The 13,474-nt window shown below is 64.4% G+C and carries 9 protein-coding genes; 6 read left to right on the top strand and 3 right to left on the bottom strand.

Features of this window, described 5'->3' with window-relative positions; genetic code table 11:
* The first annotated feature begins 39 nt into the window (after positions 1-39).
* The 6 genes from DLM85_RS02225 (at position 40) to DLM85_RS02200 (ending at position 8,161) form a co-directional block, all read left to right on the top strand.
* Entirely contained in the window at positions 40-771 is a 732-nt protein-coding gene (locus DLM85_RS02225; protein WP_111476430.1) for a M48 family metallopeptidase, read from the top strand.
* 145 nt (positions 772-916) lie between these two features.
* Positions 917-1,339: a hypothetical protein gene (locus DLM85_RS02220; protein ID WP_111476429.1), complete on the top strand. Its 423-nt coding sequence runs from the start codon at positions 917-919 to the stop codon at positions 1,337-1,339.
* Between the two features lie 158 nt (positions 1,340-1,497).
* Positions 1,498-2,313 carry a DUF4846 domain-containing protein gene (locus DLM85_RS02215; RefSeq protein WP_111476428.1) on the top strand — a complete coding sequence of 272 codons (816 nt, stop codon included), beginning with the start codon at positions 1,498-1,500 and terminating at the stop codon, positions 2,311-2,313.
* Between the two features lie 258 nt (positions 2,314-2,571).
* Positions 2,572-3,264, top strand: a complete 693-nt coding sequence (locus tag DLM85_RS02210; RefSeq protein ID WP_111476427.1) for an SIR2 family NAD-dependent protein deacylase — start codon at positions 2,572-2,574, stop codon at positions 3,262-3,264.
* 114 nt (positions 3,265-3,378) lie between these two features.
* Positions 3,379-7,080 (top strand): BamA/TamA family outer membrane protein, encoded by a 3,702-nt coding sequence (locus DLM85_RS02205; protein WP_111476426.1) that lies wholly within the window; start codon positions 3,379-3,381, stop codon positions 7,078-7,080.
* 106 nt (positions 7,081-7,186) lie between these two features.
* Positions 7,187-8,161 (top strand): Ppx/GppA phosphatase family protein, encoded by a 975-nt coding sequence (locus DLM85_RS02200; protein WP_243635846.1) that lies wholly within the window; start codon positions 7,187-7,189, stop codon positions 8,159-8,161.
* A gap of 250 nt (positions 8,162-8,411) precedes the next feature.
* On the opposite strand, the gene ppk1 is transcribed toward DLM85_RS02200, so the two are convergent.
* The 3 genes from ppk1 to gyrB form a co-directional block, all read right to left on the bottom strand.
* Positions 8,412-10,739 (bottom strand): polyphosphate kinase 1, encoded by a 2,328-nt coding sequence (gene ppk1, locus DLM85_RS02195; RefSeq protein WP_111476425.1) that lies wholly within the window; start codon positions 10,737-10,739, stop codon positions 8,412-8,414.
* A gap of 54 nt (positions 10,740-10,793) precedes the next feature.
* The gene (locus tag DLM85_RS02190; RefSeq protein ID WP_111476424.1) at positions 10,794-11,171 is read right to left on the bottom strand and encodes a RidA family protein; all 378 of its coding nucleotides are present in this window, start codon (positions 11,169-11,171) and stop codon (positions 10,794-10,796) included.
* 188 nt (positions 11,172-11,359) lie between these two features.
* The gene (gyrB, locus tag DLM85_RS02185; RefSeq protein ID WP_111476423.1) at positions 11,360-13,345 is read right to left on the bottom strand and encodes a DNA topoisomerase (ATP-hydrolyzing) subunit B; all 1,986 of its coding nucleotides are present in this window, start codon (positions 13,343-13,345) and stop codon (positions 11,360-11,362) included.
* Between the last annotated feature and the right edge of the window lie 129 nt (positions 13,346-13,474).

Here is a 13,474-nt window from a genome sequence, read left to right as displayed (position 1 = left end):
GAGGTGTTTCGAACCCGGCCGCAGCCCGCAGCAATAGCAATGAGCAAGACCGTACAGATTGCCGGGCTGGAAGTGGAGCTGGTGCGCAAGGCCATTCGCACCCTGCGCGTGACGGTGTACCCGCCCCACGGCCGGGTGCGCGTGGCCGCGCCGCTGCGCCTGCCCGAGGCCAACATTCACGCGTTCATCGAGGCCCGGCGGGCCTGGATCGAGAAGCACCGGGCGCGCTTTGCCACCCAGGCGCCGCCAGCCGAGCTAACCTACAGCACCGGCGAAACGCACTACTACCAGGGCCGCCCCCACCAGCTGCGGGTACACGCCACGGAGGGCCGCCCCCGGGTGGAGCTGCCGGAAACCGGGTTGCTGGAGCTTTATGCCCCGGCCGCCAGCACGCCCGCCGAGCGGCAGCAGGTGCTGGCCCGCTGGTACCGCGCCCGGCTGAAAGAGCAGCTGCCGGCCCTGCTGGCCCGCTGGGAGCCGGTGGTGGGCGCCCGGGCCGCGGCCTGGGGCGTGAAGCAGATGCGCACCCGCTGGGGCACCTGCAACACCCGCGCCCGCCGCATCTGGCTGAGCCTGGAGCTGATCAAAAAGCCGCCGAAATGCCTGGACTACGTGCTGGTCCACGAGCTGACCCACCTGCACGAGCGGCTGCACAACGCCCGGTTCTGGGGCCTGATGGACCAGTTTATGCCCGACTGGCGGCAGCACAAGGCGCGGCTGAACCAAGCGGTGCCGGGTCAGCCCCAGCCCACGGGTGACGACGCGGATTGAGCGCCCCCGCCGATTAGAGCGTGTGGAATGTTGCCAACACGCGATATAGAATGCTGAGCCGACCACAACCCCTCTGTTGCTTCGTGGGGCTATTCGCCGCGCTGTATTGAATGCGTACCCCCTCATTTCCAACGCCAGCCTCCCCATGCGCTCCGCTCTAACCGTCGCCAGCCTTGTCGTTCTAGTGGTCGGCCTGGGCCTGTGGGCCCTGTTCTACCTGGCCAGTTCTCCCCGGCAGTGGACGGCTCAGGTGCCCGGGCAAGCGGCCCTGTCGATTCGGGTAGAGGTGCAGAACCTGGGCTTCCGGGATGATCATGACCGTACCGCTGTACTGCTGGAGTATGACCCGTGGTTCGGGATGGGGTACGAAAAAGAACTGGGAACCTTTGATAGTCAGCAAGGCGGCCCCTATCATCCCACCGGATTCAAATTCGACTGGCTTACCCACGACAGCCTGCACATCTACGCCAAAGTTGAGGGGCAGGAGCGGCTGCTCACGATTGTTATTCCCTCTAAGCGAAGCTTGTTGAGCCCGCATGCGGTGGAGCAAGTACGACGCAATCCGTAACGGGAGCTTGCAGAGATGCCTGGCTACGCCTTTCTGCGGTTCGGCAAACGGACGCTAGATGAGCAGAACGTTCGTTTCGCTGGCTGTCCACGCAGCTCAGGCGGCCCGGCGGGCGCAAGAAAAGCGGCCGGACCGCGTTGCTGGTTATCTACGAGCACATGATGAGCAGATTGATTATCCTAGGTTCGCTGGCCGCCGCGCCGCGCTACGACTGGCTTAGCCGGCCCTACAACTCCCAGGCCGCCTTGCGGGCGCGCTTTGCGCCGCCGGCCGGCTGCCGGCGCGTGGCCGCGCCCCCCGGCTCCTTCGGCGAATGGCTGGGCGGCCTGCCGCTGCGCCCCCGCGGCACCGCCGTGCGGCTGCACGACGGCCGGCTGAAGAACCCGCAAACGGTACACGCGGCCGTTATCGACATCGATACCGGCGCGCGCGACCTGCAGCAGTGCGCCGACGCGGCCATTCGCCTGCGGGCCGAGTATCAGTTTACCCGCAGCTTCCGCAGCATCCACTTTCACCTGACCAGCGGCCACGACATCTGGTTTGGCGACTGGGTGGCGGGCCAGGGCTTTCGGGTGCAGGGCGAGGACGTGGTGCCGGCCCCGCGCCAGGCCGAAACGCCCACGCACGCCGCCCTGCGCCGCTACCTCGACGTGATTTTCACTTACGCCGGCACCCTGTCGCTGAGCCGGGAGCTACGGCCGGTGCCGCTGGCTCAGGCCCAGCCCGGCGACGTGTTCGTGCAGGGCGGTTCGCCCGGCCACGCCGTGACGGTGCTCGACGTGGCTGAACACCCCGGTACTCACGCCCGCTACGCCCTGCTGGCCCAGAGCTACATGCCCGCCCAAGACCTGCACGTGCTGCGCAACACGGCCGAGCCTCAACTGGGCGCCTGGTTTCGGCTGGCGGCCCCGAACGGGGTATTCGACACGCCCGAATGGGAATTCGGCGCCGACCAGCTGAAGCGCTGGCAATAACGAAAGGGCCGCCGTACCTGCGGCCAACGGCGTCCACCACCGCGCATTTGCTTAGGTAGAAGCACAAGGTTATTTTGTCTGCTCTTCTACCCAGGATGGTAGAAGACATAGCTCATCTGTTGCTCTGCTTCTACCTTATGGGTAGAAGCAGAGCAACAGATTGTTATTGCTTTCTACCCGAGCGGGTAGAAGGTAGTGCTATATGATAGACAGGCGTCTACCTGCATTTTTTCTCCGGTATTCGTAGAATAGCCTGCTATGAAAAAAGTCGTTGTGCTTACCGGGGCCGGTATTTCCGCCGAAAGCGGCATTGCTACCTTCCGCGCTTCCGATGGCCTGTGGGAAAACCACCGCGTGGAGGACGTGGCCTCGCCCGAAGGCTGGGCCCGCAACCCGGCGCTGGTGCAGGAATTCTACAACCAGCGCCGCGCCGCCGCCCGGCAGGCCCAACCCAACGCCGGCCACCGCGCCCTGGTGGCGCTGGAACAGGCCTACGAGGTGGTCATCGTCACGCAGAACGTGGACGACCTGCACGAGCGGGCCGGCTCCCGGCACGTCATCCATCTGCACGGCAAGCTCAACGAAGCCCGCAGCTCCCGCTACGAAGACCTGGTGTACCCGCTCGACCAAGACCGCATCGAAATGGGCGACGTGTGCGAGCGGGGCCACCAGCTGCGGCCCAACATCGTGTGGTTCGGCGAGGCCGTCCCGCTGATTGAGCGCGCGGCCGAAGAGTGCGCCACGGCCGACGTAATGCTGGTGGTGGGCACGTCGCTGCAGGTGTATCCGGCGGCCGGGCTGCTGCACTACCTGCCCAGCGGCCGGCCCCTCTACCTTATCGACCCGGGCCAGCCGGGCACCTCGCGGCGCGGGGTGCAGGTGGTGGCCGAGCCGGCTACGGTGGGCGTGCCGCGGGTGGTGCAGCAGCTGCTGGCGCAGGCGGAGCACTAACCCGGCCCGGGCAGATTAAGCCTGCTTTAATCCCGGGACGGGATTTTCGCGTAGGATAACGGTATACCCGGCCGGTGCCGCAGCCGGCGGGTTTCCGTCCTACCTTCCTTGCCAATGAGCTATTTCTACCGCCCGCTGCTTGCCGCGGGTCTGTTGCTGCCGGCAGCGTTGCCCGCCCATGCCCAATCAACCCCACCGGCCCACCACGTGTACCTGCTCGGCAACACCGCCGGCCCGGTACCCGAGGCCCGCCTGAAAGCCCTGCGCCGCACCCTGGAGCAGGAAACCACGCCCTTTACCGTCGTCCACCTGGGCGACATCGTGGGCAACGCGGGCCTGTCCGACAAGCAGGACACCACCCGCGCCGGGCTGGAAAGCCGGGCCAACGCGCTGCTGGCACTGGTGAAAGGCCTGCCGGGCGGCCGCATCTACTTCGTGCCCGGCGACAAGGACTGGAACAACTCCGGCCGCGACGGGCAGAAAAGCGTGCGGCGGCTGGAAAAATACATCGAGCAGCAGCTGGGCGGGCAGAACGCCTTCATCCCGAGCAACGGCTGCCCCGGCCCCGAAATCGTGGACGTGGCCCCGCTGGTGCGCCTGGTAGCGCTGAACACGCCCTGGTTTTCGCACCCCTTCGACCGGCCCGAAGCTCCCGATACCGACTGCAAGACCATGTCGACGGAGGAGTTTCGGGAGCAGATTCAGGACGTCATCGACGATACCAAGGGGCGCAACGTGCTGCTGGTGGGCCACCAGCCGGCCCTCAGCAACGGCACCTACGGCGGCTTTCAGCCCCTGAAGCGCCACCTTTCGCCACCGGTCTTTGGTACCATCAACGCGGCTTACCGGCAGAACGTGGGCACCCCGCGCGACATGGCTTCGCCGGGCTACCAGGAGTTCAAGAAAACGCTGCTGAGCACCCTGAAGGAGCATCCCGGCGTCATCTACGCCGCCGCCCACGACTTCAGCCTGCAGCTCACGCCATTCGAGAAAAACTACCACCTCGTCAGCGGCTCGTTTGCCCACACCGAGCCGGTGGGCAGCAACGCCCGCTCGCTCTACAACGAAGCCGACGCCGGCTATACCCGCCTCGACTACTACCCCGACGGTACGGTGAAGACGGTGATGCTGCGCTTTGAGAGCAATGACGCGGTGAAGGAGGCCTTTGCGGCCACGCTGTTTCAGTCGGCCTGCCTGCCCGCTAGCCAGGACGTGCCCACCAACGCCTTCCTGCCCGACTGCCCCGCGGCCCCGAGAGGCGTGGCCGCGCCCAAGCCCGACGCCCCCAGCGGCCCCACGGCTACCGTGACGCCCGGCCCGCAGTACCGCGCCCACGGCCTGCAGAAAACGATGGTGGGGCCGGTGTACCGCACGTCGTGGACGCAGCCGGTGGCCGTGCCGGTGCTCGACCTGAACACCGAAAAAGGCGGGCTGCGCCCCACCGGCCGCGGTGGCGGACGCCAGACCACCTCGCTGAAGATGGTTGCGGCCGACTCCTCGGAGTACACCTTCCGCTCGGTCGATAAGGACGTGACCAAGATTCTGCCGCCGGAGCTGCGCGGCTCGGTGGCGGCCGACATTCTGCGCGACATCACGCCCACGGCCCACCCCTACTCAGCCCTGGTCATCTCCCCGCTGCTCGACCGCACCGACATTCTGCACGCCCGCCCGCGCCTGTTCGTGCTGCCCGACAACCAGCAGCTCGGCCCCTACCGGGAGCGGTACGCCGGCCTGCTCGGCACGCTGGAAGATGACCCCTGGGACCGAAAGGACAACCTTGCCGGCTTCGGCGGCGCCGACAACGTGCGCCGCTCGTTCAGCATGTTCCGGCAGCTATACAAGGACCACGACAACCGCGTCGACGCCCGGCAGCTGGGCCGCGCCCGCGCCTTCGACATGCTGGTGGCCGACTTTGGCAAGCACGAGGACAACTGGAAGTGGGCCGAGTACAAGGAGGGCAAAGGCTCGGTATTCCAGCCCATTCCCCGCGACCGGGACCAGTCGTTCACGCTCTGGAACGGGGCGCTGACCTGGATTGCCAACCGCGAGTGGGCCGTGCCCAGCATCGAGGATTTCCAGCTGAAGTTCAACGACCTGGAAAGCCTGAACTGGCCCGCCCGGCACCTCGACCGCGCCCTGCTCCAGAGCCTGACGCGGGAAGACTGGAAGCAGATCGGCCAGTACCTGCAGCGGCGCATCACGCCCACGGCCATCGACTCGGCCACGGCCCAGCTGCCCAAGGAAATCCAGGGCATTTCGGGCCAGGACATCAACCGCAAGCTGAAAAGCCGCATCCAGGAGCTACCCCAGGCCATCGACGAGTACTACCTGATGCTGGCCCGCGACGTGGACGTGGTGGGTTCCAACAAGGCGGAGGTCTTCACCGTGCAGCGCCTGCCCGACGGCAACGTGCGCGTGCAGGTCAGCAAGAAAAACGACGACGGCGCGGCCAAGGGCCAGCCCTTCTTCGACCGCACCTTCGTGAAGGGTGAAACCCGCGACATCCGCCTCTACGGTCTCGACGGCAAGGACGTGTTCAACGTCAGCGGGGAGGGCAAGAACAGCATCCGCGTGCGCATTATCGGCGGCGAGGGCGGCGACGTGGTGGCCGACAACGCCACGGGCGGCCGCACCGAGGTGTACGACGTGCCCAATACCGAGCTGAAAGCCGGCCCCGGCACCGCCGACCGCCGCGCCACTACCCTGGGCATCAACCGCTACGACCGCGACGCCTTCGAGTACGACGGCTACGCCCCGCGCGGCGGCCTGATTTACAACCAGAACGACGGCTTCGGCCTGGCCGCGGGCTTTGACTGGGTGAAGCAGGGCTTCCGCAAGCCCGATTACCGCGTCCGCTACGGCATCGACGCGCAGTACACCACCGGCGGCAACCGGCAGCTGACCGGCAACGTGCGCTGGCGCTACCTCATCGGCAAGTGGGACTTCGGCGCCCGCGCCACCTACGGCAACTTCTTCCCCTTCTACAACTTCTTCGGGCTGGGCAACAATACCGGCAAGAACGACGACCTGTATGACGACCGGTTCTACCGCGCCCGGTACCGCGGCTACCAGACCGAAGCCTTCTTCGAGCGGGCCTTCCGCGGCAAGAGCCTGGTGCGCATCGGTCCGGTGTACGAGCAGTACCAGAGCGACTTTTCCGCGGGCAGCTACATCGGCCAGCTGAAAGCCCAGCCCACGCCCTCCGACCTGGTGCCCAACACCGATTTCCAGCGCCTGCTCGGCGGCAAGGCCGTGGTCGACCTGGACTTCCGGGACCGGAAGCTCTTCGCCCGCAAGGGCGTGCGCCTGTACGGGGAGCACACCACCTGGCACCAGCTGAATCAGCAGCAGCGCACTTTCGGCCTCACCGAAGCCTTTGCCGAGTACCTGGCCACCGCCCGCCTGGGCATCCCGGTAACCTTGGCCGTGAAGGGCGGCGGCGGCAAAAACTACGGCCCCGACGACGAAATTCCGTTCTACAAGTTCACCCAGCTGGGCCAGCGCCAGAGCCTGCGCGGCTACGTGCGCAACCGCTTCACCGGCGACGCTTCCTTGTACCTGAACACGGAGCTGCGCCTCTCGCTGGGCTACGCCAACACCTCCATCCTGCCCTTCTACTACGGCGTGTTCGGCTTCTACGACCAGGGCCAAGTGTACTACAAGGGCGACGCGCCGGGCGGTTGGCACCGCGGCTACGGCGGCGGCTTCTACATCGCGCCGGTGTATGAAACCTTCGCCCTGTCGGTATCGGTGCAGCACTCGGTGGAGGAAGCTGCGCTGATCCAGTTCGGCCTGGGCTTCCGCATCGACCAGTAACCGGGCGCGCAAGCAATTTCTTCGGCATGCCGAATAACAGAAAAGGCCGGGCTTTAGTCCGGCTTTTTATCTTTGCCGCACTTCTCCCGTCACTTCACTCCCGCGCATGGAATACCCGCTGCTGAAACTGGCCGCCATTGATATCGGCTCCAACGCCGTCCGTTGTCAGATTTCCGCCGTGCTGGAGTACGAGGGCGCCTACCGCCTCAAGCGCGTGGAATACGTGCGCTACCCCCTGCGCCTGGGCGAAGACGTGTTTGCCACCGGCCACATCTCACCCGAAAAGGAGGAGAAGTTCGTCAAATTCATGCACGCGCTCAAGCTGCTGATGGAGGTACACGACGTGGCCCACTACCTGATCTGCTCCACCTCCGCCATGCGCTCCGCCGACAACGGCCAGGCCATTGCCGACCGCATGCAGCGCGAGCTGGGCATCAAGGTGCAGATCATCGACGGGGAGGCCGAGGCGGCGTACGTCAACCGCGTGATTATGCAGCTGCTGGAGGACAAGCGCCACTACCTGCACATCGACGTGGGCGGCGGCAGCACCGAGTTCAACCTGTATTCCGACCGGAAGAAAATTGCCTCGCAGTCGTTCGAGGTGGGTTCCATCCGGCGGCTGCAGCAAAACGGGCAGCCCGGCGAGGCCCTGCAGGACACCTGGCAGCGCATGGAGCAGTGGGTGAAGGACAACTCGCGCCGCTTCCACGTGACGCGCGCCATCGGCACCGGCGGCAACATCAACAAAATCTACTCCCTGGCCCAACTGCCCGCCGATCAGCCTCTGCCCCGCAAGCGCATCAGCGACATCCTCTCCCGCCTGCGCGGGCTGAGCATGGACGAGCGGGTGAACCTGCTGATGCTCAACCCCGACCGCGCCGACGTCATCGTGCCCGCCGGGCAGATTTACCTGTCGGCCATGGAGTGGTCGGGCGCCAAGGACATGCTCGTGCCCGATATCGGCCTGAAGGACGGCATGCTGCAGGCCCTGTTTGAAGACCACTTCGAGGAAATCCGCCCCGTGACGGACCACACCCTGCGCGTCCCCTACCTGACCATTCAGAACGATTCGGAATCGTAAGCCGGGCGGCTGCACTGGCTGTCATTGCGCGGCGCAGCCGAAGCCTCCGCAGGAAGGCGTAGCCAATCCTCCCGCGGCACGAACAGCACCGCCCGAAAACGTCGTACGAACGTCTTCGGGCGGTGCTGTTTTCGGTTGGTAGGAAGTGGCTCGGCGGTGCTACTGCAGCAAGAATTGCCGCGCTTGACTACGTCGACCTTCGGTTCGCTCGCAATGACAGCGGGGTGAGCCGCCCCTGTCCTTTTGGCATTTACACGTTCTCCACGTCCTCGGCAATGACCGGCGGAATCGGGCCGGGGGCCAGCGGCTCAGCGGGCGTTTCCACCAGCGTGGGCAGCTCCAGCACCCCGTTGATTTCCACGTCCTCGTCGGGCAGCACGATTTCCTCGCCGGCAATCAGACTGTCTTCCGAGGGCGACACGGCTTCGCCGTCCGGCACGTCAGCTGACTTTTTCACCAGGTAGTCGTCGTACAGCGCGGAGTCACTCATCAGACCGTAGTTCTTGAAGTAGAACTCCTTATGCACGTTGAACAGCGGCTCGCCTTCCGCCGGCTGGCGCTTGATATAGGCCCCGTCCTCGCGCATGAGGTAGGTGTTGTAGTTGTCCTTGAGGTTGAAGTAGAGGATGTTGATGGCCTCGCGCATCAGCTGCGGATTCACGATGAGGAACAGTGCCTCGATGCGGCGGTCGAAGGAGCGCACCATCACGTCGGCCGAGCCGGAATAGAGCTTCGGGTGGCCGGCGTGGTGGAAGTAGAACAGGCGCGTGTGCTCCAGAAACTCGCCCACAATGCTGCGCACCTCGATGTTCTCGCTCAGCCCCGGCCGGCCGGGCCGCAGGCAGCAGATGCCGCGCACGATCAGGCGAATAGGCACCCCGGCTTTGGAGGCCTTGTACAGCTCATCGATGACGTCGCGGTCCTCCAGGGAGTTCATCTTCATCACGATGCCGGCGGGCTGGCCCTTCTTGGCGTTGCGGGCCTCGTCGCGGATGAGCTGAATGAGCTGCTGGCGCATGTCCTTGGGCGCCGTGATGAGGTACTCGTAGTCGTCGGGCTGCGAGTGGCCGGTAATCACGTTGAAGAATTCCGACACGTCGTGGCCGTACACGTCGTTGGTGGTGAGCAGGCTCACGTCGGTGTAGAAGCGCGAAGTGGCCTCGTTGTAGTTGCCCGAGCCGATGTGCACGTAGCGCGTCACCTTCTCGCCTTCCTTGCGGATGATCATGGCCATCTTGGTGTGCGTCTTGTACTTCGACACGCCGTAGATGACAAAGCAGCCCGCTTTTTCCAGCTTGGTGCCCTCCCGAATGTTGCGCTCCTCGTCGAAGCGGGCCTTTACCTCGAACAGCACCGACACGTGCTTGCCGTTCTCGGCCGCCTTCAGCAAGGCCGCCGACACGCGCGAATCGTCGGCGAGGCGGTAGATGGTTTGCTTGATACCGAGCACGTGCGGGTCTTCGGCGGCCTGTTCGAGCAGCTTCACCACCGGGTCAATCGAGTTGTAGGGGTGGTGCAGCAGCACGTCGTGGTGCTTTAGGTACTCAAACAGGTTTTCGTCGGCGCCGGGCGGCAAGCTCAGCGGCTGCACCGGCGACATCGACCGCGGCAGCTTGTCGCGGAAGCTGGGGTGACGCACGATCTGGTTCAGCCCCTTCAGGTCGATGAGGCCGTTGATGACGAACACGTTGCCGTTGTCGATTTTCCACCGCTCCTTCAGCACGTTCATCAGCAGGTTGGAGGCGTCGGGCTCCACCTCTAAGCGTACCACCCGGCCGCGCTTGCGCGTCTTGAGGCCGAGCTGAATTTCCTGGATGAAGTCCACGTCGATGTCGTCCGACTCTTCCAGCGTGAAGTCCCCGTTGCGCGTAATGCGCATCAGCGTGGCCGAGAGGATGTCCACGTTGCGGAACAGCTTCTCCAGGTTGGCCCGCACGATTTCTTCGATGGGCACGAAGATGACCCGGTCCTTGCGCTGCAGTTCGAAGAACCGGGCCAGGTTGGCCGGAATCTGCACGAACGTGAGCCGCTCCTGCCCTTCCTCCGGCCCCTCCGGGTTCATGCGCGTCACCACCCCGAACACCAGCAGCTGATTCATCATCAGCGGAAAGCCGTGGTAGGAGTCGTACACCATCGGCGTGAGCAGCGGGAAGACGGTGTTCTTGAAGTAGCCGTCGGCCTTTTTCTGCTCCACCTCCGTCAGTTCCGAGACACCCAGGATGTCGAAGCCGCTCTTGGTAAAGAGCGGCCGCAGCTCCTGGGTGAAGGTCTGCGTCTGGTCGTGCACGAAGCGGTGCGCGAAGTCCAGCAGCTTGCGGCGGAACGGCAGTTCGCGCAGGCCGGAGTAGTCGACGCGCAGCTTGCCGTAGTCGAGGTAATTATACAGCGACCCGACGCGAATCATGAAAAACTCGTCGAGGTTGGAAGCCGTGATGCCCAGGAAGCGCAGCCGGTCGAGCACCGAGCGGCCACTGTCGCGGGCCTGGTCGAGCACGCGGTAGTTGAAGCGCAACCAGCTCAGGTCGCGGCTGATGTATTTGCTTTTGCGGATGAGGTCCGAGGACTTAAACAGCTTCATAAAGGCGGAAAACTACCCGCGTATTCGGGCCAGCCGGCGCGGGGTTGCGCAGAGTTACGAAATAATGGCCGTGGCTTCAATTTCCACCTGCAGGCGCGGGTCAATCAGGGCGCTGACCTCCACCATGGTGCTGGCAGGCCGGATAAGGTGAAACACTTCGCCGTGGGCCCGGCCCACCGCCTCCCAGTGCCGGATATCGGTCACGTAGATGCGGGTACGCACCACGTCCTGCATGGTCGCGCCGGCTTCGGCCAGCGCGTCGGCAATTTTTTCCAGGATGCGCTTGGTTTGGGCGTAGGCGTCGCCGCTGGGGGTGATGTCGCCGTCCTGGGCGGTGGTGCCGGCCACTTCCACCACGTTGCCCACGCGCACGGCGCGGGAGTAGCCCACCGGGCCTTCCCAGGGCGAGCCGGAGGATATGAGTTGTCGCATGGTATTCGGTTTCCTTAGTCCCTCCTGCAGAGCGTAGCGAAGCATCTCGCGTGCTGATGCCCAGTACTATTTGCTATCCGGCAGCAGCGCGCGCGATGTCTCGCGGGGCTCGACATGACGTTCTTATAAAATCAATGTTAACCAATAAAAAAGCCCGCGCAAGGCGGGCTTTTCTACTCGCTCGACGCTTACACGTCCAGCTTGGCGTATTTGGCATTTTTCTCGATGAACTCGCGGCGCGGGGCCACTTCGTCGCCCATCAGCATGGAGAACAGGTGGTCGGCTTCGGCGGCCGATTCCACCGTCACCTGCTTCAGCGAGCGGGTTTCCGGCTGCATGGTCGTCGTCCAGAGCTGCTCGGCGTTCATTTCGCCCAGGCCCTTGTAGCGCTGGATACCCACCGATTCGGGGCGGCCCTTGGCCAATTCGTCCACGGCGGCCTGGCGCTCCACTTCGGTCCAGCAGTAGCGCTCCTCCTTGCCCTTCTTCACCAGGTACAGCGGCGGCAGCGCAATGTACACGTAGCCCTTGTCGACCAGCTCGCGCATGTAGCGGAAGAAGAAGGTCAAAATCAGCGTGCGGATGTGCGAGCCGTCCACGTCGGCGTCGGTCATGATGATGACCTTGTGGTAGCGCAGCTTGGAGAGGTTCAGCGCCTTCTCGTCCTTCTCGATGCCCTTTTCCGGATCGGCCGGCACCCCGAAGCTCACACCCAGGGCCGTAATCATGTTCCGGATTTCCTGGTTTTCGTAGATGTGGTGCTCCTGCGCCTTCTCCACGTTCAGGATCTTGCCGCGCAGCGGCAGAATGGCCTGGAAGGCGCGGTTGCGGCCCTGCTTGGCGGTGCCACCGGCCGAGTCCCCTTCCACCAGGTACAGCTCGCAGATCTGCGGGTCGGTTTCCGAGCAGTCGGCCAGCTTGCCGGGCAAGGAGAACGAGCCCATAACCGTCTTGCGCTGCACCATCTCGCGGGCTTTCTTGGCGGCAATGCGGGCCTTGGCGGCCAGAATCACCTTGTCCACGATGAGGATGGCCTCCTTGGGGTTTTCCTCCAAGTACTGGGCCAGGATTTCGCCTACCACGGTGTTCACCGCGCCGCTCACCTCGCTGTTGCCCAGCTTGGTTTTGGTCTGGCCTTCGAACTGCGGCTCCTGCACCTTCACCGAAATAACGGCGGTGATGCCCTCGCGGAAATCGTCGCCCGAAATTTCAATCTTCTCCTTGGCCAGGCGGCCCGATTTGTCGGCGTAGGCCTTCAGCGTGCGCGTGAGGGCCGAGCGGAAGCCGGCCACGTGGGTGCCGCCCTCGTGGGTGTTGATGTTGTTGACGTAGCTGAACACGTGCTCCTGGTAGGAGTCGTTGTACTGCAGGGCCACTTCCACCGGCACGTTGCCCTTCTCGCTTACCACGTGGATAGGCTTGGGCATCAGGGCGCGGCGCTCGGCCCCGTCGAGGTACTGCACGAACTCGGCCAGGCCGCCTTCGGAGTAGAACTGCTCGCCGCGCATCACCCCGTTCTCGTCCACCTCGCGCTTGTCCTGCAGGTTGATGCGGATGCCCTTGTTCAGGTACGACAGCTCGCGCAGGCGGGCGGCGATGGTTTCGTAGCGGTAAACGGTTTCGGTGAAGATGGAGTCGTCGGGCCAGAACTCGACCTGGGTGCCGCGCTCCTCCGTGTCGCCGATCTGCTTAACCGGGTACAGCGGCGCGCCCCGCTCGTACTCCTGCTGGTACACGTGGCCGTTCTTGTACACGGTCACGCGCAGCAGGTTGCTGAGCGCATTCACGCAGCTCACACCCACGCCGTGCAGGCCGCCCGATACTTTGTAGCTGTCCTTGTCGAACTTGCCCCCGGCGTGCAGCACGGTCATCACGACCTCTAGTGCCGAGCGGCCTTCCTTCTGGTGAAAATCCACCGGAATGCCGCGGCCGTTGTCGCGGACGGTGATGGAGTTGTCTTCGTTGATGGTGACGTCAATCGTGTCGCAGTGCCCGGCCAGCGCTTCGTCGATGGAGTTGTCGACGACTTCCCACACGAGGTGGTGCAAGCCTTTGATGCCAATGTCGCCGATGTACATGGCCGGGCGCTTGCGCACGGCTTCCAGCCCTTCCAGTACTTGAATACTGTCCGCGGAGTAGGCGGCGGGGGCTTTTTTCTCTTGAGTTTCGCTCATGTAGCAGCGGTTAATGTTCAGTCCTGTATAACACGCGAAGATACCGAAACATCCCTTTCCAACTAGGTTTTGCGGGGTTTTCGGGGGGATTTATTGCGGCTGCCCCGCCCCCGGCCGGCCGCGCCGGGC

This window comes from Hymenobacter edaphi (genome assembly GCF_003258365.1).
In the GTDB taxonomy this organism is placed as follows: domain Bacteria; phylum Bacteroidota; class Bacteroidia; order Cytophagales; family Hymenobacteraceae; genus Solirubrum; species Solirubrum edaphi.
Note: the sequence above shows the minus strand (reverse complement) of the source record. Positions and strands in the feature narration are given on the sequence as shown.